The organism is Rhodococcus artemisiae (assembly GCF_036327795.1).
Taxonomy (GTDB): domain Bacteria; phylum Actinomycetota; class Actinomycetes; order Mycobacteriales; family Mycobacteriaceae; genus Rhodococcus; species Rhodococcus artemisiae.
The window spans coordinates 1-26818 of record NZ_JAUTXY010000004.1 but is presented as its reverse complement, the minus strand read 5'-3'; the positions used below and the strand labels follow the sequence as shown (position 1 = coordinate 26818).

Annotated in this window: 26 protein-coding genes; 13 read left to right on the top strand and 13 right to left on the bottom strand. The window is 66.4% G+C overall.

What is annotated here, in order from left to right; all coding sequences use genetic code 11:
- The first annotated feature begins 41 nt into the window (after positions 1-41).
- Both Q7514_RS10135 and Q7514_RS10130 read left to right on the top strand, forming a co-directional pair.
- A complete protein-coding gene (locus Q7514_RS10135; protein WP_330133542.1) occupies positions 42-803 on the top strand; it encodes an ABC transporter permease in 762 nt (253 codons plus the stop codon).
- On the top strand, positions 800-1855 hold the full coding sequence (locus Q7514_RS10130) for a sulfate/molybdate ABC transporter ATP-binding protein (protein WP_330133130.1): 1056 nt from the start codon (positions 800-802) through the stop codon (positions 1853-1855). Before Q7514_RS10135 ends, Q7514_RS10130 begins: the two co-directional genes overlap by 4 nt.
- Here the strand turns inward: Q7514_RS10130 and Q7514_RS10125 are convergent, their stop codons facing one another.
- Entirely contained in the window at positions 1856-3163 is a 1308-nt protein-coding gene (locus Q7514_RS10125; protein WP_330133129.1) for an MFS transporter, read from the bottom strand.
- A 57-nt stretch (positions 3164-3220) separates the two neighbouring features.
- A complete protein-coding gene (locus Q7514_RS10120) occupies positions 3221-4168 on the bottom strand; it encodes an NAD-dependent epimerase/dehydratase family protein (RefSeq protein ID WP_330133128.1) in 948 nt (315 codons plus the stop codon).
- A 131-nt stretch (positions 4169-4299) separates the two neighbouring features.
- Here Q7514_RS10120 and Q7514_RS10115 point away from each other — a divergent pair, with 131 nt between their 5' ends.
- Complete coding sequence (locus Q7514_RS10115; protein WP_330133127.1) at positions 4300-5007, top strand: TetR/AcrR family transcriptional regulator; 708 nt, start codon at positions 4300-4302, stop codon at positions 5005-5007.
- 12 nt (positions 5008-5019) lie between these two features.
- Positions 5020-5628, top strand: a complete 609-nt coding sequence (locus tag Q7514_RS10110; protein ID WP_330133126.1) for a YqgE/AlgH family protein — start codon at positions 5020-5022, stop codon at positions 5626-5628.
- A gap of 22 nt (positions 5629-5650) precedes the next feature.
- Here the strand turns inward: Q7514_RS10110 and Q7514_RS10105 are convergent, their stop codons facing one another.
- The 3 genes from Q7514_RS10105 to Q7514_RS10095 all read right to left on the bottom strand — a co-directional run bounded on the left by Q7514_RS10105 (position 5651) and on the right by Q7514_RS10095 (position 8591).
- Complete coding sequence (locus Q7514_RS10105) at positions 5651-6922, bottom strand: reverse transcriptase family protein (RefSeq protein ID WP_330133125.1); 1272 nt, start codon at positions 6920-6922, stop codon at positions 5651-5653.
- 273 nt (positions 6923-7195) lie between these two features.
- The gene (locus tag Q7514_RS10100) at positions 7196-8155 is read right to left on the bottom strand and encodes a DUF1648 domain-containing protein (RefSeq protein WP_330133124.1); all 960 of its coding nucleotides are present in this window, start codon (positions 8153-8155) and stop codon (positions 7196-7198) included.
- Positions 8156-8189: 34 nt separating this feature from the next.
- Positions 8190-8591 (bottom strand): SdpI family protein, encoded by a 402-nt coding sequence (locus Q7514_RS10095; protein ID WP_132475883.1) that lies wholly within the window; start codon positions 8589-8591, stop codon positions 8190-8192.
- 103 nt (positions 8592-8694) lie between these two features.
- On the opposite strand from Q7514_RS10095, the gene leuS reads away from it, so the two are divergent.
- The 3 genes from leuS to Q7514_RS10080 all read left to right on the top strand — a co-directional run bounded on the left by leuS (position 8695) and on the right by Q7514_RS10080 (position 13532).
- The gene (gene leuS, locus Q7514_RS10090) at positions 8695-11592 is read left to right on the top strand and encodes a leucine--tRNA ligase (protein WP_330133123.1); all 2898 of its coding nucleotides are present in this window, start codon (positions 8695-8697) and stop codon (positions 11590-11592) included.
- Between the two features lie 679 nt (positions 11593-12271).
- On the top strand, positions 12272-12994 hold the full coding sequence (locus Q7514_RS10085) for a hypothetical protein (protein ID WP_330133122.1): 723 nt from the start codon (positions 12272-12274) through the stop codon (positions 12992-12994).
- Between the two features lie 109 nt (positions 12995-13103).
- Positions 13104-13532 (top strand): VOC family protein, encoded by a 429-nt coding sequence (locus Q7514_RS10080; protein WP_330133121.1) that lies wholly within the window; start codon positions 13104-13106, stop codon positions 13530-13532.
- 15 nt (positions 13533-13547) lie between these two features.
- Here Q7514_RS10080 and Q7514_RS10075 read toward each other — a convergent pair whose 3' ends face one another.
- From Q7514_RS10075 to Q7514_RS10065, 3 genes are read right to left on the bottom strand one after another with little or no spacing between them, the layout of a single operon-like run.
- Positions 13548-14441: an alpha/beta fold hydrolase gene (locus tag Q7514_RS10075; RefSeq protein WP_408016073.1), complete on the bottom strand. Its 894-nt coding sequence runs from the start codon at positions 14439-14441 to the stop codon at positions 13548-13550.
- A gap of 5 nt (positions 14442-14446) precedes the next feature.
- Entirely contained in the window at positions 14447-15163 is a 717-nt protein-coding gene (locus Q7514_RS10070; protein ID WP_330133119.1) for a TetR/AcrR family transcriptional regulator, read from the bottom strand.
- A gap of 42 nt (positions 15164-15205) precedes the next feature.
- Positions 15206-16048 carry an alpha/beta hydrolase gene (locus Q7514_RS10065; protein WP_330133118.1) on the bottom strand — a complete coding sequence of 281 codons (843 nt, stop codon included), beginning with the start codon at positions 16046-16048 and terminating at the stop codon, positions 15206-15208.
- A gap of 124 nt (positions 16049-16172) precedes the next feature.
- Between Q7514_RS10065 and Q7514_RS10060 the strand changes: the two genes are divergently transcribed.
- The 3 genes from Q7514_RS10060 to Q7514_RS10050 are packed head-to-tail and all read left to right on the top strand — an operon-like array spanning position 16173 to position 18630.
- Positions 16173-16556, top strand: coding sequence for a nuclear transport factor 2 family protein (locus Q7514_RS10060; RefSeq protein WP_330133117.1), 384 nt, complete (start codon positions 16173-16175; stop codon positions 16554-16556).
- On the top strand, positions 16556-17533 hold the full coding sequence (locus Q7514_RS10055; RefSeq protein WP_330133541.1) for an alpha/beta fold hydrolase: 978 nt from the start codon (positions 16556-16558) through the stop codon (positions 17531-17533). Before Q7514_RS10060 ends, Q7514_RS10055 begins: the two co-directional genes overlap by 1 nt.
- 38 nt (positions 17534-17571) lie before the next feature.
- A complete protein-coding gene (locus Q7514_RS10050; protein WP_330133116.1) occupies positions 17572-18630 on the top strand; it encodes a DUF6777 domain-containing protein in 1059 nt (352 codons plus the stop codon).
- Between the two features lie 8 nt (positions 18631-18638).
- Here Q7514_RS10050 and Q7514_RS10045 read toward each other — a convergent pair whose 3' ends face one another.
- Together Q7514_RS10045 and Q7514_RS10040 are read right to left on the bottom strand one after the other, a co-directional pair.
- Positions 18639-19325 (bottom strand): SDR family oxidoreductase, encoded by a 687-nt coding sequence (locus Q7514_RS10045; RefSeq protein ID WP_330133115.1) that lies wholly within the window; start codon positions 19323-19325, stop codon positions 18639-18641.
- A 46-nt stretch (positions 19326-19371) separates the two neighbouring features.
- Complete coding sequence (locus Q7514_RS10040) at positions 19372-20022, bottom strand: SanA/YdcF family protein (RefSeq protein WP_408016069.1); 651 nt, start codon at positions 20020-20022, stop codon at positions 19372-19374.
- Positions 20023-20073: 51 nt separating this feature from the next.
- Here Q7514_RS10040 and Q7514_RS10035 point away from each other — a divergent pair, with 51 nt between their 5' ends.
- Positions 20074-21084, top strand: coding sequence for a PHP domain-containing protein (locus Q7514_RS10035; protein ID WP_330133114.1), 1011 nt, complete (start codon positions 20074-20076; stop codon positions 21082-21084).
- Between the two features lie 2 nt (positions 21085-21086).
- Entirely contained in the window at positions 21087-22556 is a 1470-nt protein-coding gene (locus Q7514_RS10030) for a flavin-containing monooxygenase (RefSeq protein WP_330133539.1), read from the top strand.
- Positions 22557-22591: 35 nt separating this feature from the next.
- Here the strand turns inward: Q7514_RS10030 and Q7514_RS10025 are convergent, their stop codons facing one another.
- Genes Q7514_RS10025 through Q7514_RS10015 form a run of 3 tightly spaced genes read right to left on the bottom strand, consistent with a single transcriptional unit; the run spans position 22592 to position 25912 of the window.
- Positions 22592-23617 carry a pirin family protein gene (locus Q7514_RS10025; RefSeq protein ID WP_330133113.1) on the bottom strand — a complete coding sequence of 342 codons (1026 nt, stop codon included), beginning with the start codon at positions 23615-23617 and terminating at the stop codon, positions 22592-22594.
- Positions 23618-23631: 14 nt separating this feature from the next.
- Complete coding sequence (locus Q7514_RS10020) at positions 23632-24525, bottom strand: spermidine synthase (protein WP_330133112.1); 894 nt, start codon at positions 24523-24525, stop codon at positions 23632-23634.
- Between the two features lie 46 nt (positions 24526-24571).
- Positions 24572-25912 carry an MFS transporter gene (locus tag Q7514_RS10015; protein WP_330133111.1) on the bottom strand — a complete coding sequence of 447 codons (1341 nt, stop codon included), beginning with the start codon at positions 25910-25912 and terminating at the stop codon, positions 24572-24574.
- Between the two features lie 162 nt (positions 25913-26074).
- On the opposite strand from Q7514_RS10015, the gene Q7514_RS10010 reads away from it, so the two are divergent.
- A partial coding sequence (locus Q7514_RS10010) for an LLM class flavin-dependent oxidoreductase (RefSeq protein ID WP_330133110.1) occupies positions 26075-26818 on the top strand: 744 nt, incomplete at its 3' end.

Sequence of the window (26818 nt, the reverse complement as noted above, 5' to 3'; positions counted from 1 at the left end):
CCGTGAGGGTAGCGCGCACATCGACGCGGATTCCCCGGTGGATGTACGTGCCCGCCGCGGTGGGATTCGTCTTCATCGCAGTCCCGTTGGTGGCGATGCTGCTCACGGTCGACTGGGCGAACTATCCAGAGCTGATCACGTCCGAAGCCTCGCTCGATGCACTCGAACTCAGTCTGGTGACCGCGTCCCTCAGTACACTGCTGTGCACAACTCTGGGGATACCCATGGCTCTTGTGCTGGCGCGCAGTAGTTTCCGAGGCCAGCAGGTGGTGCGCGCGCTGGTGCTCCTTCCGCTCGTCCTCCCGCCGGTGGTCGGGGGTATCGCCCTGCTCTACACCTACGGCCGACGCGGTCTGCTCGGTGAGCACCTCGAGGTACTCGGAATCAGCATCGCGTTCTCCACCACCGCTGTGGTGGTGGCGCAGACCTTCGTGGCATTGCCGTTCCTCGTGATGAGCCTCGAAGGTGCCTTGCGCACAGCGGGACACCGATATGAGAACGTCGCAGCGACGCTCGGCGCCCGGCCCACCACCGTATTCCGTCGCGTCACCCTGCCGCTCGTGCTGCCCGGTCTCGCATCGGGCGCGGTCCTCGCATTCGCCCGCGCGCTCGGAGAATTCGGCGCGACTCTCACCTTCGCGGGCAGCTTGCAGGGCACCACACGCACGCTCCCCCTCGAGATCTATCTGCGGCGCGAGACCGACCCCGATGCGGCGGTGGCTCTCTCGCTGCTGCTCATCGTTGTTGCACTGGTGATCGTCGTCGCCGTGCACTCGCGACGCCCGAAAGGAGCGGATCAGTGAGTCGGCTGCAGGTGCAGGCGAGCGTCGATGAGCGCGACTTCATGGTCGATCTCGAAGTGGACGAGGGCAGCACCGTCGCGGTTCTGGGGCCGAACGGAGCCGGAAAGTCCACGCTGCTCGGTGTGATCTCCGGCTTGCTCCGGCCCGACCGTGGCCGCGTCGAATTGGGCGACCGGGTACTCACCGACACTGCATCGGGCGCCGCGGTACCACCCCACAAACGCTCGGTTGCCTTGCTTGCGCAGCAGGCGCTTCTGTTTCCGCACCTGACCGCTCTGGACAATGTGGCGTTCGCGCCCCGCAGCGCAGGGAAACGGCGTCGTGTTGCACGTGAGGCCGCGATGCGGTGGTTGAAGGCCGTCGACGCCGTCGAATTCGCTGACCGCACACCGCATCAACTGTCGGGTGGGCAGGCTCAGCGCATCGCGGTCGCGAGGGCACTGGCGGCCGATCCGGAACTACTCCTGCTCGACGAACCGATGGCCGCACTCGATGTCGCCACGGCACCGGCCGTACGGTCGCTGCTGCGCAGGGTGCTTCGTGAGGACGGTCGTACCGCGCTGATCGTCACCCACGACCCCCTCGATGTTCTGGCGCTCGCCGATCGTGTGATCGTCGTCGAGGGCGGACGGATTGTCGAGGACGGCCCCGTGCGACGTGTCCTGACCCGCCCGCGCAGTACATTCGGCGCGCGGATCGCAGGAACGAACCTACTCGGGGGGATCGTCGAAGCCGATGGTCTCGCTACGGAAGTCGGTGTCGTGCACGGACTTGTCGACGACGATTGCACCGCCGGTACCGCAGCGGCCGCCGTGTTTCTGCCGTCAGCGGTGGCTGTCTACACCGAGCCTCCACACGGAAGTCCGCGGAACGCGCTGTGTGTCGAGATCGGTGAGCTCGAGGCCCGAGGCGCGACCGTGCTGGTGCGTGCGTCGGGCGGGTTGACAGCCGAGATCACGACGGCTGCGGCTGCCGAGCTGACACTCGAACCGGGTGCGACGGTGTGGTTCGTGATCAAGGCGACCGAGATCCGGATCCACCGCGCTGCGTGATCAGCGCCCGGGGTCGATTCGGTAACGGTCGATTCGGTAACGTCTGATCGCGAGCACCCCGATCACACCGAGGATGTAGACCGCTGCGCCGGCGACAGCGAGCGCGGGCGAGCGGCCGTCCGGTGCGACGACGAATGCCGCGACTGCGAGTGCGGCGAGAAACCCAATGTTGAAGACGGTGTCCTGCAGTGCGAAGACCTGTCCGCGCCGTGCGTCGTCGATGTCTATCTGCATCGCGGCGTCGCCGGTGAGCTTGATCGTCTGACCCGCGAGGCCGAGCAGGAACGCGGCGATGAGGAGCGGGCCCTGAGTCACGGTTGTGACGAACAGGAGTTGTACCACCGCCGCGCCGATCAACCCGACGGTGACGGTGCGCGGCCGACCGAGTCGCGGGATGAGGAACGGCGCGACGATCGCTGCGATGAGCATGCCGATTGCGGTGGCCGCGACCGCCACACCGAATCCGGCGAACCCGCCGGGCAAGGACGTCTCGTGTTCGGTGTCGCGGAGGACGAGCACCATGATCAGCGTGTCGATGCCGAAGACGATGCGGTGTGCACCGATGCCGATCATCGCGGCGGCGACACCGGGGGCTTCCCAGACCGCTGTTGCTCCGGTGCGCAGCCCGGCGACGATGGTGCGCACCACCGCCCGGGGCCGTGCGCCGTCCGGCCCCAGCGCCTGGCGTGCGAATCTTCCTGCCGCGACTGCGCCGATCACGGATCCGGACGCTCCGAGCGCGACGGCAATTCCTGAACCGAGGTCGCCGGTACCGACGAAAGCGATCGTCGTGACCGCGGCCCCGGCACCCGCCGCCGACACGGCGGAACCTACCGTCGCGAGAACGGAATTGACCGGGACGAGCCAGGATTGGGCGACGACGTGTGGGAGCGATGCCGACACCCCGGCGAGAACGAAGCGACTCACCCCGACGGCGGCGAGTGCGAGCAACATCAACGGGGTCTGCGGCCCCCCGGTGACGAGCACGGTTGCGGCCGCAAGGATGAACACGCCGCGGAGCGCGTTGGCCCATACCAGAACGAGTCGGCGGTCCCAGCGGTCGAGGAGCGCACCGGCGAACGGGCCGATCACCGAGTACGGGAGCAGGAGAACGGCGAATCCCGCGGCGATGGCCACGGGATCGGCGTGTCGTTCGGGATTGAACAGGATCGCTCCGCCGAGGGCGGCCTGGAACATGCCGTCGCCGAACTGGCTCGCGAAGCGGACGATCGTCAGACGAGCGAGTCCCGGTGATCCGCGGAGGGCGGAGACCGTCGAATGCCACGCCTGCCGCTTCGAGTCCTGCACAATCTCCGAGACTATCTGTGTGGCAGGCGGCCTATCGGGCGCGGTGTGGCAGGCGGCCTATCGGGCGCGGTGCTGCCACCAGCGGACGGTCGTGTCGGCGGCTTCCGAGATCGGTGTGGGCGACAACCCGAGGGCGGCCTCGGTACGGCTCGAGTCCATGACGAACGGGTCGGTGAACATGTAGGCGGTCTCCGCGAGTTCACGCATGTCGCTGCTGACGATCGCACCGGCACGCAGGACCCAGGTGGGGATGGTCCCCACCTTCGGTGCGGGCATTCGTGCGGCGGTGGCGAAGGCGGTTGCGATCTCGCGCTGTGTGACCGCCGGTGCGGTGGGTGCGTGCAGGACGCGGTTCCATACTTCGTCGTTGCCGGCGGCGGCGATCATCGCGGCTGCGAGATCGGGCACGTAGGTGAACGAATGTGGTGTGTCCGCCGATCCGAGTACTCGTGACGTCTTCCCGGCGAGAACAACGGGGACCATGCGTTCGCCCGCATGGGCATTGAGGACATGGGGTCCGAAGAAATCCGATGCCACGACGCTGACCGTCGGTGTGGAGTGTGCGTCGCGGGCTGCGAGCAGACGAGTGCGCACACCGAGTTTGCCGCGGGTCGCGCCTCGGGGTGAGTTCTCGGTCATGACCTCGTGCGGGGAGCTGTAGGAGTAGAGGCTCTCGGGGAACACGACGACCGCGCCGACGCGACCCGCAGCATCGAGCACGACCTGCTCGGCGGCGGGCAGTTCCTTCTCCCACACCTCGGCGGAGTAGGTCGAGCCGTGGATGCACATGTAGAACGCAACGGCACTGTCTCCGTCGGGCCCGGTGAGTGCGTCGTCGAGGGCGCGGGGATCGTTGACGTCGATGTGCAGGCGCTCGATGCGGGGGTGGTCGGGTCCGCTCCCCGAACGGGTCAGGACGCGGACGCGGTGTCCCTGTGCTGCGAGTTGTTCCGCGACGGTGGTACCGACAGGTCCGGCGCCCGCGACTACGTGGAGTTTCGACATGGCGTCCGCCTTTCGTAAAAAGTGAGCACTGCTCTCTGTTCTGGATTCAGACTGCACCGCTGAGCGTAGGCATGTCAAGAGCAGTGCTCACATTTGTTGACAGTGCTCGCGGTAATGGTCAGGCTGAAGACATGACGACACCTCGCGCAAAGGCGCGCGCACGCACGATGGCCGACATCCTCCGGATCGGCCGCGACCACCTGGCGACCGAAGGCGCCGCCGCACTGTCGCTGCGAGCCGTCGCTCGCGACCTCGGAGTGGTGTCGTCCGCCGTGTACCGCTACGTCGCGAGCCGCGACGAGCTGCTCACGCTTCTGGTGATCGATGCGTACGACGAACTCGGAGACGCTGTCGACGCCGCAATCGCCGACGCGGAAGACTCCTTCGACCGGTTCCGTGCGTTGGGCCGCGCAGTCCGCGAATGGGGGCTGCGAGAGCCGGCGCGATACGCGCTGTTGTTCGGAAGCCCCGTCCCCGGCTACCAGGCACCCGCCGAACGCACGACCGAACCCGGAACCCGGGTCGTCGTTCGTCTCGTCGGGATCCTGGCGGACGCCTATGCCTCCGGTGCGTTGCGGTCGATCGAGACCGTTCAGGTCCCCGACTCGCTCGGGGACGATCTCGTGCGGATCAGGAGTGAGTTCGACAGGGAGCTACCCGACACGGTCCTCGCCCGCGGGGTCCTGGTGTGGTCCGGGCTGTTCGGTGCGGTGAGCTTCGAGGTCTTCGGTCAGTACGGTCGCGACACCTTCACCGACGCGTCGGCGCTGTTCGAGTATCACCTTGCGGTTCTCGCCGACACTGCAGGATTCGTGACCACAAACGCACAGCCGCGGTGAGAGAATGACGGAGTGGCGCAGCACCAGGACGACCCCGAGGATCGCACCGCACCGTCGACCCCCAAGGTCCGTGCGGGGAATCTGCTCGTCGCCGGCACCGACCTCTCCGAAGCCACGTTCCGCCGCACCGTGATCTACGTCATCGAACACAACGATTCCGGTAGCTTCGGCGTCGTACTCAATCGGATCAGCGACACCGCCGTCGGCGCGATGCTCCCCCGCTGGGCTCCGCTGTCGGCGTCGCCGGGTGCGCTGTACGTGGGTGGGCCTGTTCACCGGAATTCTGCGTTGTGCCTCGGCACCGCGCGTCAGGGCGCCGAGGTCGACAACATGAAGGGCGTCCGCAGGATCGCGGGCCGGGTCGTGCTGATCGACCTCGACACCGACCCCGCGACCCTCGTCGAGCACATCGAAGGAGTGCGGATCTTCGCAGGCTACGCGGGGTGGAGTGCCGGTCAGCTCGACGGTGAACTCGGCAACGACGATTGGATGGTCGTCTCCGCCCTACCTCGCGACATCCTGGCTCCGGCCGGTATCGATCAGTGGGCGGCTGTGCTTCGCCGCCAGCCGCTCCCGACCGCGTTGCTGGCGACCCACCCGATCGAGGTCGAACGGAACTGACTCACCGGCGCATGCGGGGCCCTCAGGATTCCCAGTCGACAGCCGCGGCCATCTGCAGCAGCCGTTGTCTGCGCGCCGGCGAGGTGGCACCGATCCAGGCGACCAGCCCGTACACGTGGGCACGGAAGTCACGATGGCCGCTCCGGTTCTGAGACGCTGCGCCCTCCCGGATCGCGTTGTGCAGCAGCGCGCGCAGAGTGTCGTACTCCGAGCGGGCGACCTGTGGCCGGTCGTTGACCACCAGGCCCGCGAGGCGTTGCCGCTGATGCCGGTGCATGATCCGAAGCTTGTCGGGATGTACGACGAACCCTTCCGCGGACACCACTCGAATCACCATCCACAGCGTTCGGTCGACGTCGAGCGTGTCCCCCGACAATGCCAGGTCGTCGCCGTATCGGGTGTAGCGCAGGTCGTTGCGCCGGGCATATCCGTCGAGACGTCGGTCCAGCGACCGCAACACCAGGTTCGCCAGGTGAGGTGATGTCGGCGCGCCCTGCGGCAAATGCCTGTCGCGCAGCAGAGCCGCGTGCGCTGAGGCGACACCGTCGAGCGCATCGACCGGCGTCGTGGTCGTGCACAACTCGGCGAGCAGGCGAGCGATCCGCGGTGGGTAACCGGCACGGTCGAACACTCCCCTGACACGACGGAGGGTGATCGTCTCGAAGCAGTGGCGCAGGTCGATACGCAGCACCGTGCACCGGTCGGTGTGCGGCCAGGCGAACGCGGCAGGCGACGAACCCGGCACGAACCCGCGAGCGGCCGGATGCGCGGGAATCTTTCCGACGAGTCGGTGGAGCAGACGTCGCTGTGTCTCGCGCATCCGGGGTTTCGGCGCTTCGATGACGCGGACGCCATCGCGTTTCGTGCGGTGCCAGATTCGGTAATGCCGAAGCGGTGGTCCGGCGGTGCGCAACCAGTTGCCGCGGTCGGCGAACCACTCGAGTTCGGGGACGGTGAGACCGAGCCAGTGCGCGCATTGCTCGACGGAGTAGAGATCGGGCAGACCGTCGAGCACGGACCCCGTCGACGTCGGCTCATGCAATTCGATGCGTCGAGGCACTGCGGGCCTGGGAATCGTCCACGGTGCGAGTGCGTCGGCCAGGGCGGCCGCGGGATGACGTGGCTCCGCCCGTGCCAGATGGAACAAGCGATGCGCGACATCGGGGGCAATCTCCCCGGGCAGGACGGAGTCGAGTGCCCGCAGTACTTCAGGCCATGTCCAGGCGGTGTAGATCCGTGAGAACACAGCTGCCGCCTCCGAAACCTCGTCGGCGGGAAGTGACGGTTCGATCATGAGAGGGGAACGGTGCTGTTCAGGCCGGACGGCACGCAGGACGGACGGCACGCGAGGTGACCTGAACCTCGTGGTCGCGGCGCCGTTCGGCACGCGCAGCGTGCGGTGCGGCGTCGGACGCAGGAACCGACTGTGAACTGTACCCAGGGGTTTCCCCTGAGACGGATCGAAACGATCCGCTCTCACCTCGCCTGCCGCCCATGGCCCCGATGTTGCCAGATCCGAGGAGGAAACGCCGGGTGGAAGTAGCGGGGCCGGGTGGAAGTAGAAGGATTATGCCCGTCGATCGGCGAGGGTGTTGATGGCGCCTGCCATCTCCTCGGCACGGTCGGTCGTAATCGTGAGTTCGTGACCTGATTCGGTGGTGATCACCAGCGCGGGACCGGTGTTCGTGACAAGCCCGTACCGGTTGGGTCGCTTGATCCGCATACCCCATCCGCCCCAGTCCTGGAACGGGCGTGTCTCGGTGACCTTCGCGCCGATGATCTCGTCGAGGTCGTAGTCGAGGGCGGATGCGCCGAGGTTGCGCACCGACACACCCTGCTCGTCCACTCGCACGGTGAATCGGAGCAGGCTCAGGATCAGGAAACACGACGGGATTGCGATGGCCATGGGCCACCAGCTCCCCATCAAGAGACACACGATGATCACGGGGACCAGCACGAGAAGCGCGAGCACCGCGGTGGTGGGCCGACCGGTACCGACCTGGTCGACGATGGGCAGCGCGACGGAGCCGCGTGGCAGTGACGGGTCGGGCGTGGTCGTCGCAGGCGGACGCTCCCGGTAATCACGGAGCAGGCTCGCGCCGAGCCATCCGACCGCGATGCCGACACACATCCCCAGCCCGAGCGACCACGCGGGAAACGGCGCGTCCGACGGGTCGGACACGTCGAGCTGTACGGTCAGTGTCGCGACGTACAGCGTCGCCATCAGGAAGGTCACCGCAAGCCCGATCACCAGCATGTACCGGCGCATCATCAGCTGTGCCTGGGCGAGTGCGGCGATCGCGCAGCATCCGCCCCCGACCAGCGCTATCAGTAACGCCATCGTCCACGCGCCGGTCATCGGGTTCGTGAACGAGTCGGGAGTCGAGCCCGACCAATGGGATGCCACCTCAGCTGGCAGCCTCGGCTCCCATGCGGCGGTGAGAATCAGAACGGCGAGTGCACACAGCAGTGGGATCGCGAGACCGAACACGGCGCCGGCGGGGTCGATGGTGCGGCGGCTGGTCATGGCCACATCGTAGGGACAGCCGCAGGAGCGAAGCTCAGGCGGTCGGTTCGCACATTCCGCGCAGGCTGCACGACCCGCACGACGTACCGCAGCCGGCCTCCTCGGGCTTCGTGGCTTCGGCGACCCGCGCGGCGATGGACCCACCGGCGCCCGCGGTGAGCAGAGCAGCCACGACGGTGACGACCACGGCGACCACACCCCAGATCGTCGGCAGGGTCAGCGCTGCGACGCCACCGAAGACGCACAGTGCAGCTGCGCCGAGCATGCTGGGTGCAGCGATCTTGTTGGACATGGCGAAGGTGGCGTCGTCGCGGAGTGACTCCGGCGTGCGCACACCCGCCCAGCGGTTGCGCGGGAGCTTGCCGGTCAGCGCCGCGACACCGACCGCGCCGACGGCGAGGGCGATAAGGAAAAGCAGGATGGCGACGATCAGCACCCGATCAGGATACCGCCGCGTGTGGCCGCCCCACCCGTCGGGTATGTGCACGTTCTACCCTGGTTGGAGCCCACAAACACCGGCCGAGTAGATAGCGATCACCGTGACCCGTCCCGTTCAGCCCTCAACACAGCCGCACGGTGCTGCTCAGCAGCAGTCGTCCGACGCAACCCCGCAGCACCGCTACACCGCGGAACTCGCGGGGCAGATCGAGCAGCGCTGGCAGGAGTTGTGGCGCGAGCGCGGCACCTTCCACGCACCCAACCCGGTGGGCGATCTCGCCGACAGTGATCCTGCACGCGGGGTACCCGCCGACAAGTTGTTCGTGCAGGACATGTTCCCGTACCCGTCGGGCTCCGGCCTGCACGTCGGGCACCCCCTCGGATACATCGCGACCGACGTCTACGCCCGCTTCCATCGGATGCAGGGTCGTAACGTGCTGCACACACTCGGCTACGACGCGTTCGGCCTGCCCGCAGAGCAGTACGCGGTGCAGACGGGCACCCACCCCCGCACCACCACCGAAGCCAACATCGTGAACATGAAGCGGCAACTCGGACGTCTGGGGCTCGGCCACGACGACCGTCGCTCCGTCGCGACCACCGATGTCGACTTCTATCACTGGACGCAGTGGATCTTCCTCACGATCTACAACGCGTGGTACGACACCGCAGCCGGTAAGGCTCGTCGGATCAGCGAGCTCGAAGCCGAATTCGGCGACGGCACGCGCACCCTCGACGACGGGCGCGACTGGGCATCGCTGTCGACGAGCGAGCGTGGCGCGGTTCTCGACTCGTACCGCCTCGTCTACCGGTCGAATTCGCTCGTCAACTGGTGCCCAGGGCTCGGCACCGTCCTGGCCAACGAAGAGGTCACGGCCGACGGTCGTTCCGAACGCGGCAACTTTCCGGTGTTCCGGAAGAACCTGCGCCAGTGGATGATGCGGATTACCGCGTACTCCGATCGCCTCATCGACGACCTCGAATACCTGGACTGGCCCGACAAGGTCAAGTCCATGCAGCGCAACTGGATCGGCCGCTCGCACGGTGCTCAGGTGGCGTTCGCGGTGGACGGCGCGGATGCCGCGGTCGAGGTCTTCACGACCCGCCCCGACACTCTCTTCGGTGCCAGCTACGTCACCCTCGCTCCCGAGCATGAACTCGTCGACGAGATCGTCGCGTCGGCGTGGCCGGCCGACGTCGACGCGCGGTGGACCGGTGGCGCTGCTGCTCCCGCCGAGGCCGTCGCCGCGTACCGCGCAGCGATCGGCGCAAAATCCGACCTCGAGCGGCAGGAGTCGAAGGAGAAGACCGGTGTGTTCCTCGGCGCGTACGCCGTGAACCCCGTCAATGGTGAGAAGCTCCCGATCTTCATCGCCGACTACGTGCTCACCGGCTACGGCACCGGCGCGATCATGGCCGTTCCCGGCCACGACCAGCGCGACTGGGAATTCGCGACCGCGTTCGGCCTGCCCATCCGCGAGGTCATCTCCGGTGGCGACATCACGACCGAGGCGTACACCGGCGACGGCACTCTCGTGAACTCCGGCCTGCTGGACGGGCTGAACATCGCCGACGCGAAGAAGACCGTCATCGCGAAGCTCGAGGAAGACGGCACCGGTACCGGCACCGTCCAGTACAAGCTGCGTGACTGGCTGTTCGCCCGTCAGCGTTACTGGGGCGAGCCGTTCCCGATCGTGTACGACGAGCAGGGTGGAGCTCACGCACTGCCCGATTCGATGCTGCCGGTGGAACTTCCGGAGGTCGAAGACTACGCGCCGGTGTCGTTCGACCCCGACGATGCAGATTCCGAGCCGTCGCCCCCGCTCGCGAAGGCCTCCGACTGGGTGAACGTCGAACTCGATCTCGGCGACGGGCTGCGGCACTACACCCGCGACACCAATGTGATGCCGCAGTGGGCGGGCAGTTCGTGGTACCAGCTGCGCTACATCGACCCGACGAACTCGGAAGAGTTCTGTGCCAAGGAGAACGAGGCCTACTGGACGGGTCCGCGCCCCGAACTCCACGGCCCGAACGACCCGGGCGGCGTCGACCTGTATGTCGGCGGTGTCGAGCATGCGGTGCTGCACCTGCTCTACGCTCGCTTCTGGCACAAGGTGCTCTTCGACCTCGGCTACGTCACGTCGTCCGAGCCGTACCGCCGCCTGTTCAACCAGGGCTACATCCAGGCCTATGCGTACACCGATTCGCGTGGCGTGTACGTTCCCGCCGGCGAAGTGGTCGAACGCGATGGCAAGTTCTTCTGGACGGGTCCCGACGGTGAGCAGGAAGTCGCCCGCGAATACGGGAAGATGGGTAAGTCCCTCAAGAATTCCGTTGCGCCCGACGAGATCTGCAACGACTACGGCGCCGACACCCTGCGTGTCTACGAGATGTCGATGGGCCCGCTCGATCAGTCTCGTCCGTGGGCGACCAAGGATGTCGTCGGTGCGTCGCGGTTCCTGCAGCGCGCGTGGCGTCTGGTGGTCGAGGAGGAGACCGGTGCTGTCCGCGTCACCGACGCAGAGCCGGACGACGATACCCTTCGCGCCCTGAACAAGGCCGTCGCCGGCGTGACCGACGATTACACGCATCTGCGCGACAACACCGCGATCGCGAAGCTGATCGAGTACACGAACCATCTGACGAAGCGGTACCCGTCGGGTGCGCCGCGTACCGCGGTCGAGCCGCTCGTACTCATGGTGGCTCCGGTCGCGCCGCACCTCGCAGAGGAGTTGTGGTCGCGGCTCGGGAACTCCGAACCGCTTGCGCACGGGCCTTTCCCGACCGCCGACGAGAAGTGGCTGGTGGAGGACACCGTCGAATACCCGATCCAGGTCAACGGCAAGGTCCGTAGCCGCATCACCGTCCCGGCCGACGCGAAGCCGGATGCGATCGAGGCCGCGGCGCTGGCCGATGCGAAGATCTTGGATCTGCTCGCCGGTGCCTCGCCGCGCAAGGTGATCGTGGTTCCTGGCAGGATGGTCAACATCGTGAAGTAGCTTTCGGACGTACCCGGGGGAACGCGCACAGCCACCGTTACCAGGGCACACGGGTGCCCTGGTAACGATGACTGTGTTCTCTCTACGCGTGGGTCAGTAACGGTGGCCTTCGTCGACACGGTGTCGGACGCATGCCCGATCAGGATGTCGCGGGCTTTCTCGAACTCGCAGGGATTCGTAGTGCGGGGTAGTGCTGGCAGAGGTACGCGATCTGGCGGGCTTTGTCTACATCCAACAGTCCGGATGAATAGGCTTTGCGGACTTCCGGTTCCAGCCGCAGCAGACGAGCCAATGCCTCGATGCGGTGGGTGGCATCCACCGATCTCCAGGTTCGTTGCGGCGGCGAGCCAGTGTGCGGGGCTGCGGTAGCCGTGTTCTTCGGCGGTGTCGCGTTCGAACATCGCGATCATCAGATCCACTCGCTGTACCTGCGCGGTGTGGATCTCGGCGGAGACGGCGACTGTCTCGGCCATGAGTTGTGTGTCGTTGAGTTCCAGAGTTCCCCACCCATGATCGAACTGCATAGAACATGTGTCCGATATTCAAGGAATATTGACACATTTGTTCGATCGATCGGGCCGGTCTGGCGGTGGGCTGCTTCTCGCGTTTGATAGCTTGGCGATGGATCTGCTCCTGCCGAGCGCCCGATCCCCCACTGGGAGGAAGTGACTTTCGCGCTGTGAACAAGCAACTCGTCGCCGGCCTTGCGTGCCTCACCGTGTGCGCGCTGAGCGCGTGCGGCACCGATTCCGACAGTGCCGAGACCGACGCGACGCCTATGCCGTCGGCTTCGGTCGTTCCGTCGGAGGTGGTTCTTTCCGATGTCGATGCCCCGGCGGGCTACATCCACGCCGATGTGGCCGACACGCTCGACTCGGATATCGGCGAGGTGAGCAACGAGGAGGTGATCGCGATGTTCACCGAGATCAGCGACAGTACCGTCACCGATCCCGAAGTGTGCGGCGCACTCGTACCCACCGCGGTGGACACTGTGTTGCGACTCAACGAGGATCGGGCAGGCACGGCCGTCTCCGAGTACGCCTCCGACGGCACCGATGGAACCGACAGTGCCATCACCGTCGTGGCCACCACCAGCGAGACCGGACCGCGGGTACCCGAGAGTCTCGACGAGTGTACGAGTTTCACCCGGACGAGCTCGTCCGGCGACACCGAAGCATCCGTCACCTACCGGGTCTCCCCACTGGACCTCGACGTGGAGGGAGCCGACGGTCTGATCGCTGCCCGCGCGGAGGCGGACCAGGGCGGGGCAGCAGAGTCCACCACGGTTGTCGCCGGAACGGTCGACGGCGTGTACTTCCAGATCAACGCCACGGGACCGATCGACGATCAGCTGGTCAGCGACCTGGCGGAAAAACAGATCGGTAAGATCGAAGGAGCCTGAGTGGTGCTGCACGAGCAGTAGCGCTGAACGGGCAGGGGTCTCGACAACTCCACACGAGTCTGGTAGTTCTGGAAACAGCGTCGCGTGTCGATGACGGACTGCGTCAGGCATGGAGGCGTCGAACCCTGAGGGATTCCTCTTGACCATCTCGCTCAACCACACCATCGTCGCTGCCGAGGACAAACAGCATTCGGCGTATTTCCTGACAACCCTCTTCGGCCTCCCCGATCCGGTCCCGGCCGGGCACTTCCTGGCCGTCCAGCTCGCCAACGGCGTCACCCTCGATTTCGCCGAGCCGCCGCCGCACGTCGAAGTCTCACCTCAGCACTATGCGTTCCTGGTGTCGGAGGACGACTTCGACACGATCTACGGGCGCATCCTCGAGCAGAAGCTCGAGCACTGGGCCGACCCTCGGCAGTCTGCGCACGGGATCAACCGAAACGACGGCGGGCGGGGAACCTACTTCCTCGACCCGTCCGGTCACTTCCTCGAAATCATCACGCGGCCATACGGTTCGGGCGGACAGCCGACCGCCTGATATGGGTGGCCCGGACTATCCGACAGTGGCGGGGTGGGAACGGGCGGCGAGGTCGCGGATGAAGCGGGCGATGGCGGCGGGCTTCTCTTCGGCCATGAAGTGGCCGGCCTGGATGGGCTCATATGTCAGGTCGGGCGCCCATGTCCGCCAGAGCGCCGCGGCGTCGAACCCCAGCTGGGAGCCCCAGTCCTGGGAAATTACTCCGACGGGCATGGTGAGTTGCTTGCCTGCGTCGCGGTCCTCGCGGTCCATGTCGAGGTCGATGCTCGCTGTGGCGCGGTAGTCGGCGACGATGGAGTCCACAGAATTCACCGAGCTGTCGATGTAGTGCCGGCGGGCTTCGGGCGGGAACGTCGAACCATCGGCGTCCCAGGCATCCAGGAATGAGCCGAAGAACTCGGGTCCGACGGCGCGGATCATCTTCTCGGGGAGACCTGTGGGCTGTGCCATGAGGTAGAGGTGCCAGGCGACCTTGGCGTCGACGCCGTGGAGGACGTCCCAGGTGTCCGACGTGGGCAGCACGTCGAGGATCCCGAGAAACTGCACCGACTCCGGATGGTCGAGTCCGGCGCGGACGCCGACGAGAGCGCCTCGGTCATGGCCGACCAGGCCGAAACGGTCGTGACCGAGCGCTTCGGCTATGCGCAGGATGTCTCGGGCCATCGTCCTCTTCGAGTAGGTCTCCTGGCCCTGTTCTGCCGGTTTGGCGCTCTCGCCGTACCCTCGCAGGTCGGGGATGATGACCGTGTGTTGTTCAGCGAGGTCGTGTGCGACGTGGCGCCACATGTAGTGGGTCTGCGGGAATCCATGGAGGAGGACGATCGCAGGTCCGGTACCGGCCACGGCGACGTTGAGGTCGACTTCGTCGTCTCCGGGTAGCGTCCGGTAGCGGAATCCATTGATGGTCAAGTGGTTCACAGGGTGTCCTTCGCAATGGTGTCGGCCGGTTGGGCAGCCGGATGGCCCGAGAAGATGCCCGCGGGAAGTGAATGTTCCGCGGAGGGTGTGGCGCGTAATGCAGGGATCAGAACGGTGTCGACGAGGGCTTCGAGGTAGCGGTCGTCGATCTCCAATCCGTTGAGTCGCCGAAGCAGGATCACGGCGCCGGCGACCTCTTCGAACGGGAACGGGTCGGTGCCCTCGTGCGGCAACTCCCCACGACCGACCGCCGCCTGAACGACGGTCTTCGGTAGCCGGGCCCCGGTCGGCCCCACGGATCGTTCGATCTCCTCGCAGAGTTCCGGATCTTCGAGGCCGGCTTGGAGCAGCAGCATCGCGGTCTGGCCATCTGCAGAGCGCATGGACTGCACGAGGCGACGACACAGGGCGAGCAGGTCACCGCGCAGACTTCCGGTGTTGATTTCGTCCGGCTCGTCGCGGCGTGAAGGACCTGCTTTCAGAGCGGAAACCACCATGTCTCTCTTGGACTTCCAGCGTCTGTAGAGAGTGGCTTTGGATGCGCTCGCCCGGCGGGCCACCTCTTCGAAAGTGACTCTGTCGTAGCCGACTTCGGAGAGGAGCAAGAGCACGGCAGCGAGGATCTCCTTCTCTCGTTGATCATCACGCGGACGGCCCACGCGATGAGTGCGTGGCCGGCACCCGTCGAACTGGTCCTTATCAAGATACGGCACGTTTCGTATCGTAACAGTGTGTGCGGTGTCCGGCGAATACCGCTACGGAAGCTGCTCGTGCACGAAGTCGAGGACGTCGCCGAGCACCTCATCGCGGTTCGTCTCGTTGAAAATCTCGTGTCGCGCACCGGGATACACCTTCGACGACGAACCGCGACCGGCGAATGTCGCCCAGCCGGTGGTGGTGCCGTCGATGGGGACGAGACTGTCGTCGCTGCCGTGCAGCCAGAGCGCGGGCACGGTGTCGACGGTCCCGGCAGCGGTGATGGTGTCGAGGCAGCCCTTCAGTGCTTCGACGGTGGGTCGCTTGAACGGTCCGTGCCACACGAGCGGATCGTCGACGTAGGCGCGTCCCACCTCCGGGTCGCGCGACAGCGTCGACGGATCGATCGGGGTGTCGGGGATCTCGTCGGCGGCGAAGAGTGCGTCGACGGTGGCCCACTTGCCGAGCACCGGGCCGGACAGGACGACGGCGGCGAGTTCGTCGCCGTGGATCTGGGCATAGCGCGCCGCGATCATGCCGCCCATCGAATGGCCGATGAGCACGACGGGGAGTCCGGGGTGTTCGCGTCGCGCAGTGACGTCGAGGAGCCGGAAGTCGTGGACGACGTCCTCGAAGTTCTCGACGAGGACCCGCTGCCCGTCGCTGAGGCCGTGTCCGATGTGGTCGATCGCGTAGACGACGGCGCCGTCGGAGGTCAGGCGGGTCGCGACGTATCCGTATCTCCCGGAGTGTTCCCCGTAGCCGTGGCACAGCAGCGCGATATAGCGGGGTGACTCCGGTTCCCAGCGCCGTGCCGCGAGCATGACCGAATGGCCGGCCAGGGTGAAGGCGGTGTCCTCGGTGGAGCCGGAACTGTCGGTGAAAGCAGGGTCAGCGCTCATCAACTGCATTCCTGTCCTGGGAACGAATGGTGCGCACAGGATCGCACGTTCACCCTCTGGTCGAGGGCGGGATCGTGCACTACTCTGCAAAATAGAACACGTTCTAAGACTTGAAGGGGGCACCATGGCACCGACCCGTGACGCGATCCGCAACACCGTCGAGAACTACGTCCGCGCGGTTGCGAAGGGCACCACCGACGACGTCCTCGCGCTCTACGCGCCGGGCGCGACCGTCGAAGATCCCGTCGGCACCCCCACGCGCACCACGGAAGCCGAGATCCGTGAGTTCTACAGCATGATCGAACCGCTCGACCAGGTCGGCGAAGTACTCACCCTCAAGATCGCCGAGAACAATGCCGCCTTCCTGTTCCGCCTGGTCACGCACCTCGGCGAGCAGGACATGGTGATGGAGGTCGTCGATGTCATGACCTTCGATGACGACGCGACGATCACCAGCATGAGGGCGTATTGGAGTCAGGACGACATGCAGACGGTGCCCGCGACCTGATGCCGGTCCGGTCGGTCGAAGTCGATGGTTTCACGTGGAACATTCACGATGAGGGCGTAGGTCCCGCGGTCGTGATGTGCCACGGATTCCCCGGCCTCGGCTACAGCTACCGACACCAGGTCGAGACGCTCGCTGCGGCGGGCTACCGCGCGGTGGCTCCCGACATGCCCGGCTACGGACGCACCGATCGTCCGAAGGCCGTTGAGGAGTACACCAATGTCGCGGTCGCGGATCGGTTGAGGAGGCTTCTCGACGCACTCGGCATCCATCAGGCCGTGTTCGTCGGACACGACTTCGGTGCCCCCGTCGCGTGGACGATGGCCCTGCGGCATACCGATCGAGTGGCCGGCCTGGTCCTTCTCGCGGTGCCGTACGCGCCGGATCGGCTGCCTGCGCGACCGTCCGAGTTGTACGCCGCGATGGCCCGCAAGCATTTCCTGCACCTGCACTACTTCCAGCAGCCCGGTGTCGCCGAGGCCGAGCTCGATCCGCGCGCGGCAGAGTTTCTTGCGCGTGTGTTCTTCGCCCTTTCGGGCGAATACCGATACCTCGACATCTGGAGCCATCCGTCGGAGGGGCACGGATACCTCGACGTGCTGCCCGCAGCGCCGGAGCTTCCGTGGGGTTGGCTCAGCGCGGCGGAACTCGAGCACTACGCGAACGAATTCTCCCGCACCGGATTCGGCGGTGGCCTCTCGTGGTACCGCGCCTACGACGCGAACTGGGAGGCATCCGCGCGCTACGAGGGTGCGCCCGTCGAAGTGCCGACATTGTTCGTCGCGGGCGCATCCGACCCTGTGATCACGATGTCCGGGCCGCATGCGCTCGAGCGGATGCGGCAGACCGTACCCGATCTGCGGGGACTCCATTTGCTCGACGGAGCTGGGCATTTCGTGCAAATGGAGCGTCGACGCGAGGTCGACGACCTACTTCTCGACTTCGTAGCGGACGTAAATCCCCGCAAACGATCCGAATAACCCGTCGCGGCGGGTCCTGTCGTCCTAGGCTGACGATCGTGGCCACCGACACCGCAGTACGCGGATTCGGAATGGTGCTCGCCCTGACTGCGCTCGTGGCAGGTGCGTGTTCGTCCGGTGGTTCCGGTTCTCCGGACCCCGTGCGACTGGACATCGCGACCGCGCAGAGCGACCACCCCTGGACCGGACTTCTGCTGCCGGCCCAGGTTCCCGTCGCGGTCCCGCCGCCTCCCCGCGATGCCCTCGCAGAGTCCGGAGACCCGCTGTCGCAGGACGGGACGCCCGCCGTCACGGGCGACCGTGTCGCGCTCTACGGGGGAAGCCTCGATCGGGAACTGTGCGACCGGAACGAACTGGTCGCGACCCTCACGAGCGACGCAGCCAAGGCGGCGGCCTGGAAAGCCAAGGTCGGCGCCGACGACATCCTCGAATACACGAATGCCCTCACTCCGGTTCTGCTCCGCGCGGATACCCGCGTCACCCGCTACGACTACATCGACGGCGCGGCCCGACCCGTCCAGGCGGTGCTCGAGGCGGGGACCGTGGTGCTTGTCGACGACCACGGGATGCCGCGTGTGCGGTGCGCGCGCGGCAACCCCCTGTCGCCACCCGTGTTGGCGAGGGACACCGACATCGAAGGCACCGAATGGACGGGATTCGATCCCGAAAGACTGTTCGTCGTGCAGGCTGCCGCCAATGCGGTGAACGAGTTGAAGGTCGTCGACATCACGACCGGTGACCTACTCGCGGTACCGATCGGTGCGGGCCCGCTCTCCCCGGTTGCGCCGCCACCGAGCCCGTCCGAGCCCCCCGAGTCCGCGGCGACACCCGACGCGGTCGAGCGGAACCCGGCCCCCGCTCCTGCCCCAGCGCCGCAGCCCCAGGTACAGGCACCGCCCCCGGCGCCCGAGCCGCCTCCTCCGCCCCCTCCGGCACCTGAGCCGCCACCTCCCCCACCTCCGGAACCCGAACCGGTACCGCAGATACCGCCGCCGCCTCCCCCCGCGCCCGCGCCTGCTCCGGCGCCACCGCCGCCCCCGCAGATCCGGATCAACGTGCCGGGTGGGCCTCCGGTAGTGATTCCCCTACCGTTCTGAGTGCGTGATCAGGACCCGGGCGGCGACCACGGCCGCAGGATGATCTCGGCCGGATGCGCGTCGGAGGGTGTCTCGACGGCGTTCCGGACCGCACGCGCCACCGTCGACGCCTTCAGGAACCGCGAGGGATCGTAGTCGTCGCCCTCGGTCTCGACGATCGCGCGCTGCATGTCGGTGTCGATCCGACCGGGATGCACCGACGTCACCCGCAACGCCGGTTCTTCGAGACGCAGGACGTCGCCGAACGCGCGCAGCGCGAACTTGCTCGCGGCATAGGCTCCCCACCCGGGGTTCGCGCGGATACCGGCTCCGGAATTGATCAGTACGACATGTCCGTTCGCGGACCGCAATGCCGGTAACAGCAGCTGCGTCAGCGCGACGACGGACAGGAGATTCGCATCCATCATGTGTCGCCACTGCTCGACGTCGCTGTCGGCGACGGTGCCGAGTTCGGCTGCGCCCGCGTTGTGAACGAGGACGTCGAGCCGCTCGATGCCGGCCGTCGCGGCGCTCAGTGCGTCGTGATCGAGCAGGTCGACGGGCCACCCGGTGGTGCCGGGGAGTTCGTCGGTGATCGCGGTGAGCGAGTCGGATCGCCGGCCGCCGAGGAGGAGATCGTGGGTGGGGGCGAGTTCGCGGGCGATCGCGGCGCCGAGGCCACGGCTCGCTCCGGTGATGAGAGCTGAAGGTCGCATCCGATCACACTAGGACGATCACAGCGGGATCGAACCGACCCGGTGGTCAGCGGACGGCGAGGATCTCGGCGAGTGTGTCGTCGGGAGGAGTCGACACCGCCGGGTCGCGGGGAAAGCGGAGTTCCAGGAACGCCTTCGGACGCGACAACACCCATTCGCGGAGGTGGCTACGGACCTGCGACACGGGTCGCGCCTGTCCGTCCGCCACGACACCGGTCGCATCGATCCCGGCGCGCAGGCACAACGCGACCGCACGCGCCAGATGGAACCGCTGCGTCGCGATAGTGGCCTCTCGCACCCCGTATGTGCGCACCGCTCGCTGCGCGGTGTCGAAGGTGTCGAGACCGTACGGGTCGGCGACGATACGGTCGCGATCCACCCCGTGCTCGACGAGGTAGTCGATCATCGCGGTGATCTCGTTGCCGGAGCGTCCTGCGGCGTCACCGGAGACGAGGACCGCCCGGGCACGTCCGTCCTGAAAGAGCGACACCGCGACGTCGAGACGTCCACGCAGGAATCCACCGGGCTTTCCCCCTCGCACCCGAGCCCCGGGCACGATCACTACGGAAGCCGATGGTGCGTCGGCGAGACTGTACATCCTGCCCTGTGCAGACGACGCGACCTGCGCAGACACCCATGCGAATGCCGACCCGGTCGCGACGCATCCGGCGAGCAGCACCATCCGAGGTCTCGACATGCATTCCACATTACGGAGCACGACCTATGCGGGCGCGTCCACAATGGGGGCATGGATCCGGTGTCTGCGCTTCGAGAGGTCGCGTTCTGGCTCGAGCGTCAGCACGCGTCGACCTACCGCGTGCAGGCGTACCGGAACGCGGCCGACGTCGTCGCGGGGCTGTCCGACATCGCTCGACTGAAACACCGCCGCGCCGACGACTGGACCGAACTCACCGGGGTCGGTCCCAAGACCGCGACGGTGATCCGAGAGGCCTTCGACGGAGTTCCCGAGTACCTGCAGAGTGTGCGGGAGGAGGCCGAACCGATCGGCCGTGGCGGGCGAGAGCTCCTCGAGGCACTGAAGGGCGACCTGCATACCCATTCCGACTGGTCGGACGGCGGCAGCCCCATCGACGAGATGCAACGGACCGCCACGACGATGATCGGCCACGAGTACCTGGCCCTGACCGACCACTCCCCCCGTCTGACGGTCGCGAACGGGCTCAGCGCCGAACGTCTGCACACGCAGTTGTCCGTCGTCGCCGAACTCAACGAGAGCGCGCAGGGCACCAGGATCCTCACTGGTATCGAGGTCGACATCCTCGACGACGGCTCGCTGGACCAGGACGACGGACTCCTCGCCGAACTCGACATCGTCGTCGCGAGCGTGCACTCGAAACTGCGGGACGATCGGTCGACGATGACGAAGCGGATGCTGCGGGCCGTAGAGAATCCGAATGTGGACGTCCTCGGGCACTGCACCGGGCGGCTCGTCACCGGCGGCCGCGGGCAGCGCCCCGAGTCGACGTTCGACGCCGAGGCGGTGTTCACGGCGTGCCGCGACTACGACACCGCGGTCGAGATCAACTCGCGCCCCGAGCGCCGCGATCCGCCGTCGCGACTGATCGATCTCGCACTGGATATCGGGTGCCTGTTCTCTATCGACACCGACGCCCACGCCCCGGGGCAGCTCGATTGGCTCGGGTTCGGGTGTGAACGCGCGGCCGAGCGCGGTGTCGAACCCGACGTGGTGATCAATACCTGGCCGATGGATGATCTGTTGGCATGGACGAGGCGGTAGGAGTGCGCGTGGAACATCTCGATGTGCTGGTCGTCGGTGCCGGACTGTCCGGCATCGGTGCCGGATGCCGGCTGCAGACTCAGTGTCCCGACCGCACCTACGCGATACTCGAGGCACGCGACAGTATCGGCGGTACGTGGGATCTGTTCCGCTACCCCGGAATTCGATCGGACAGCGACATGTACACGCTCGGATTCCCGTTCCGGCCGTGGCGCGGGGAGAAGTCGATCGCAGACGGCGCGAGCATCCTGCAGTATGTGCGCGACACCGCCGCGGAGTACGGTATCGATACCAAGATCAGATTCGGGCACCGCGTCGTCTCGGCGGCATGGTCGAGTGCCGACGCGCGGTGGACTGTCCGAGTGGATTCGGGCGGTAAGGACTCGGGCGGGAAGGACACGGGTGGGCATTACACCGAACTCAGCTGCACTTTCCTGTATCTGTGCAGTGGGTACTACAGCTACGAATCCGGTTACCTGCCCGACATTCCCGGCCTCGACGATTTCGCCGGAACCGTCGTGCATCCGCAGTTCTGGCCCGACGATCTCGACTACGAGGGCAGGAAGGTCGTGGTGGTCGGCAGTGGCGCCACCGCGGTGACCCTCGTGCCCTCGCTTGCGGAGAAGGCCGAGCATGTGACGATGCTGCAGCGCTCACCGTCGTATGTGATGTCGTTGCCGTCCCGCGATCCGATCGCGACTCGCATCCGGAAGTATCTGCCCGACAAGGTGTCCCATCGGGTGATCCGCGCGAAGAATACGGTGACCAATCTCGGCTTCTACCAACTGTGTCAGCGTCTTCCCGGGGTGGCGAAACCGGTTCTGCGCCGGCTTGCGCAGCGTCACCTGCGCGACGAATCGACGGTGGATCCGCACTTCTCCCCGAGTTACCGGCCCTGGGATCAGCGTATGTGCCTGGTGCCCGACGCCGACCTGTTCAAGGCCCTCAACGCGGGTACCGCGGATATCGTGACCGACCACATCGACACCGTCACCGAGAAGGGTGTGCAGCTGGAGTCGGGCGACCATCTCGATGCCGACATTCTCGTCACCGCGACCGGGCTGCGCCTCGTACCCGCGGGCGGCGTCGAATTCACGATCGACGGTGAGACCGTGGATCTCGCCGAGCACTACACCTACCGCGGGATGATGCTCAGTGGCGTACCCAATCTCGCGCTGTGTCTCGGCTATACGAACGCGTCGTGGACGCTGCGCGCCGACCTGGCGTCGCTGTACGTGTGCCGTTTGCTCAACCACATGCGTGCCGGCGGGTATCGCGTCGCCCGTCCCGACTCGCATCACGATGCCTCACCGCAGCCGCTGCTGGGTTTGACGTCGGGCTACGTCGCCCGTTCGGAAAGCATTCTTCCGAAACAGGGTTCACGAAGCCCGTGGTTGATGCGACAGAACTATCTGCTCGATCTACCCACTATGCGATTGGGCCGGATCGACGAATCGATGGAGTTCGCCTGAACCCGGCGGTGTTACCGCTTCTCGACCCGGCGGTGTTACCGCTTCTCGACGCTGCCGTCGGGGTATTTCGCGAAGCGCCCGGCATCGGCCGCGTGGACGGGGTCGTTGCTCTTCCACGGCCAGCCACCGAAACCGGTGCGGCGGTAGTCGTCGAACGCCTGCTGGATGCCGGCCTCGTCGTTGAGTACGAACGGGCCGTACTGCGCGACGGGTTCGCCGATTGGGCGTCCTTGCAGCATCAGGATCTGGGTGGTGTCGTTGCCTCCGCCGAGCGTGATGGGTGCGGAGGAATCGACGACGACGCCGTGCCCTGAAGTCACCTGCTGATCTCCGATTGTCACCGGAGAACCGTTGTAGACGTAGAGAACACGCTGAGTTTCGGATCCGGCAGCAGGGGGTAGAGTCCACTGTGCGCCGGCCGACAGGTCGATGTTCCAGATCGCCACGTCGGTGTCGGAGCGTGACGCCCACGAGTGCGGCGGCGGTGCCGGTGCGGTCGCGTCGTCCAGCATTCCGGCGAGTACCCGGACGGAGACGGTCCGGTCGGCGTGGTCGGTGAACGTCAGCGTCGGTGTGTTCTCGTTCCACAGCATCGAGAAATGCGGATCGGCGGTCTTCGACTCGGCGGGCAGATTCAACCAGATCTGGATCAGCTCGAGCGGATTGTCGCCCTCTTGGTTCAGCAACGGAAACATCTCGCTGTGCACGACGCCGTGTCCGGCGGTGAGCCACTGCGTGTCGCCGCCGCCGAATCGGGCGGACGCACCGACGGAATCGGAGTGGTCGATGAAGCCCGATCGCACGAACGTCACCGTCTCGAACCCGCGGTGCGGATGGCCGGGGAATCCCGGGACAGTGGTGCCGTGGTACATGTTCCACCCCGAAGGATTGCCGAAGTCCTGCCCCAGCGGACGCCCGTCGAGTGACGCGTCCGGCCCGAGGTCGGCATTGCCTGCGGGGTACGCGTCGACGTGGTGGGCGACGAAGAGGAACGGATCGATCGTCTGCCAGGGTGAGCCGAGCTCGAAGATCTGCAGGACGGGCGATGATGTCGAGGTCATGCAAGCTTCAACGATCAGGAGGGTTCGGGTGTTCCCCGCTGCGGTGCCGCGCTCCGCTGGGGCGCTTCGCTGTCGTCGAGAACCTTCGCACCTGCCGCGAACGTGCGGGTTTCCCCGGTGTGCCTGATCTGCGCCGGTACCGCACCACCGAGCAGGTCGCGGATCAGGGCGTCGGATTCCCCGAGCGGCCGGTCGCTGCCCGCGATGATGAGATTGCCGTAGCGCCGACCCTTGAGCATGGCCGGATCCGCGACCATCGCGGTGTGCTCGAACACCGAGCCGATGGTCGCGGCCTCACGCCGGGCGGTGGTCAGATCGCGGGTATCACCGCAGTTCACGACGTAGAGTCCACCCGGCGCCAGGACGCGTCGTGCATGTCGCGTGAACTCGACGGTCGTCAGCGCGACCGGTGTCCTGTCGATTGCGAACACGTCGCGGATGATGACGTCCCGCGTCGCGTCGGTGAGCGAAGTGAGGACCGACCGCGCCTCACCCACCCGGATCCGCAGCAGCGGTGCGCGCGGTAGGTCGAACCACTTGCGCACCAGTTCGGCGAGGCGACCGTCGATCTCGACGACGACCTGCCGAGCTTCGGGATAGGTCGCGGCGAGATACCGCGCCATGGTGCACGCGCCGCCGCCGAGGTGCAGGGCACGCAGCCGTGTGTCGCGGGAGAAGTGGCTGTGCACCAGCATCGTGATCCAGCGCATGTACTCGAACTCGAGCAGCGTCGGATCGTCCGGATCGATGTGGGAGCTCGGGACTCCGTTGACCTCGAGAATCCATCCCGAGTCGCGGTACGGGTCCTTGACCAGTTCACATGTGCCCGTATCGGTGTCGTACAACCCTGCGACCGGTTCATGGCTCGACACAGTCGGCTTGGCCCGGCCAGTCCTGCGTCTGCCCATGAGAGGAGCCTAGTACCGACGCGGTGCCGCTCAGGCGCGCGCCCTGTCAGAGGTAGAGGTCGTCCTTCTTGACGAGGGAGGTGGCGATCACACTGATGACCGCTGTCGCGACGAGGTAACCGCATGCGAGCCACGGACTTCCCCCTCCGACGGCGATGAGTGCCGTCAGGATCATCGGGGTGATGCCGGAGGCGTAGATGCCGGAGAACTGGTAGACCACCGACAGTCCGGTGTAGCGGACCTCGGTCGGGTACAGGCTCGCGTACAGCGTGCCCTGCGCGCCGTAGAAGAGCGCATGGATGATGCCGAACACCACCACCATCGCCACGGCGAACCAGATCAACCGGTTTGTTCCGAAGAGAGCGAATGCGGGGAACACGGCGATCCCGTACGCGGCGATACCCACGGTGTAGATCGTCTTCGGGTCGTATCGGTCGGCAAGCACCCCGGAGACGGGGAGCAGTGCGGCCATGACGAGGGCGGACACCGTCACGACCAGCAGCACGGGCACGTTCTCGAAGGCGAGCTCGCTCGTCGCGTACGTGATCGCGAACACGCCCCACGTGTTGAACGCCGCGCCCTCGCCCCACCTCGACAACAGGCCGAGCACCGTGCTGCGCGCTGCCCGTCCACGGAAAATGTCCTTCAACGGAGCCGACGACCTCGTCTCGAGATCGTGCACCACCTGGAACGCGGGTGTTTCGTCCACTTTGAGACGGACGACGAAGCCGACCACCACGAGAACCAGGCTCAGCAGGAACGCGATCCGCCATCCGTATGCCAGGAACTGCGCGTCGTCGAAGAGCAACTGCAATGCCGCGAAGACGCCGGTACCGAGCGCGAGTCCCAGCGCGAGCCCGATCTGGGGGATGCTTCCGAACAGCCCCCGCTTCTTCTCCGGACTGTGCTCGACGGCGAGCAGCACAGCACCGGCCCACTCACCACCGAGCGCGAAACCCTGCAGGATGCGAAGCAGAAGCAGAAGGACGGGCGCGACGACGCCGATCTGCGCGTGAGTGGGGAGCACACCCATCAGGGCCGTGGCGATGCCCATGATGAACATCGTGAGTGCGAGCGTCTTCTTGCGACCGATGCGGTCTCCGATATGTCCGAAGACGACACCGCCGATCGGACGGACCAGGAACCCGACCGCGAAGGTGGCGAACGCCAGCATGGTGCCGACGAACGAACTCTGATCGGGGAAGAACAGCTGGTTGAAAACCAGCGATGCGGCGGTTGCGTAGAGGAAGAAGTCGTACCACTCGACCGTGGTCCCCAGAAGGCTTGCCGCGACGACGGTGCGCAGGCGCTTGCGCCGTTCGAGATCGGACTCGGGCTGTGCCGAGTGCCCGAGGGGCGCGGGGCTGGGGTGCGGCAGGGTGGTCATGACTCGATCCGAAGTTGGGTGACTGGTGGCAACCCGGAGAAGCTAGCGTCCACCATCGCGGTGGGCACGGGTTCGAATCACGTAGATCCGAACCCTTGCGACGACGGCCCGACGCAGGTGAGCTGGAAGCTCGTTCTACGACGTCGATACGAGGATTTGCGCGTGTCTCTGCAACTGCACTGGTTCCTGCCCACCTACGGAGATTCCCGGAATCTCATGGCCGGGGGCCATGGAACCTCCATGGCGGGAGACCGGCCGGCGACGCTGCGCTACCTGAACCAGATCGGCGCGGCGGCAGAGGCCGGCGGTTTCGAATCCGTGCTCACGCCCACCGGTGCGTGGTGCGAGGACGCGTGGCTGACCACGGCGATGATGATCGAGACCACCGAGACCCTGAAGTTCCTCGTGGCGCTCCGGCCCGGCCTGATCAGCCCCACATTGGCAGCGCAGATGGCCGCGACCTTCCAGTGGCAGTCGAAGGGCAGACTGCTGCTCAACGTCGTGACCGGGGGTGAGGACCACGAGCAGCGGACCTACGGTGATGTCCTCGACAAGAAGCAGCGCTACGCCCGCTGCGGCGAATACCTCGATGTTCTCCGCCGGCTGTGGGCAGGCAACGGACCCGTCGACTTCTCCGGCGAATACGTGCAGGTCGAGAATGCGCAGCTCCAGCGACTCCCCGACCCCGTTCCCCCGCTCTTCTTCGGCGGCTCGTCCCCGGCTGCGGGGACCGTCGCCTCGCAGTTCGCCGATACCTACCTCACGTGGGGTGAACCGCCGAGCGCGGTCGCCGCGAAGATCGCCTGGATCCGCGACCTCGCCGAGGTCCAGGGACGCACTCTCGACTACGGCATCCGTCTCCATGTGATCAGTCGCGACACGTCGGAAGAGGCGTGGGCCGCGGCC

Coding starts and splice junctions, on each gene's coding strand:
- Q7514_RS10135 (WP_330133542.1), top strand. CDS start 42: ATGTACGTGCCCGCCGCGGTGGGATTCGTCTTCATCGCAGTCCCGTTG.
- Q7514_RS10120 (WP_330133128.1), bottom strand. CDS start 4,168: ATGTCGAAACTCCACGTAGTCGCGGGCGCCGGACCTGTCGGTACCACC.
- Q7514_RS10115 (WP_330133127.1), top strand. CDS start 4,300: ATGACGACACCTCGCGCAAAGGCGCGCGCACGCACGATGGCCGACATC.
- Q7514_RS10105 (WP_330133125.1), bottom strand. CDS start 6,922: ATGATCGAACCGTCACTTCCCGCCGACGAGGTTTCGGAGGCGGCAGCT.
- Q7514_RS10100 (WP_330133124.1), bottom strand. CDS start 8,155: ATGACCAGCCGCCGCACCATCGACCCCGCCGGCGCCGTGTTCGGTCTC.
- Q7514_RS10080 (WP_330133121.1), top strand. CDS start 13,104: ATGGAGGCGTCGAACCCTGAGGGATTCCTCTTGACCATCTCGCTCAAC.
- Q7514_RS10065 (WP_330133118.1), bottom strand. CDS start 16,048: ATGAGCGCTGACCCTGCTTTCACCGACAGTTCCGGCTCCACCGAGGAC.
- Q7514_RS10060 (WP_330133117.1), top strand. CDS start 16,173: ATGGCACCGACCCGTGACGCGATCCGCAACACCGTCGAGAACTACGTC.
- Q7514_RS10055 (WP_330133541.1), top strand. CDS start 16,556: ATGCCGGTCCGGTCGGTCGAAGTCGATGGTTTCACGTGGAACATTCAC.
- Q7514_RS10045 (WP_330133115.1), bottom strand. CDS start 19,325: ATGCGACCTTCAGCTCTCATCACCGGAGCGAGCCGTGGCCTCGGCGCC.
- Q7514_RS10040 (WP_408016069.1), bottom strand. CDS start 20,022: ATGTCGAGACCTCGGATGGTGCTGCTCGCCGGATGCGTCGCGACCGGG.
- Q7514_RS10035 (WP_330133114.1), top strand. CDS start 20,074: ATGGATCCGGTGTCTGCGCTTCGAGAGGTCGCGTTCTGGCTCGAGCGT.
- Q7514_RS10025 (WP_330133113.1), bottom strand. CDS start 23,617: ATGACCTCGACATCATCGCCCGTCCTGCAGATCTTCGAGCTCGGCTCA.
- Q7514_RS10020 (WP_330133112.1), bottom strand. CDS start 24,525: ATGGGCAGACGCAGGACTGGCCGGGCCAAGCCGACTGTGTCGAGCCAT.
- Q7514_RS10015 (WP_330133111.1), bottom strand. CDS start 25,912: ATGACCACCCTGCCGCACCCCAGCCCCGCGCCCCTCGGGCACTCGGCA.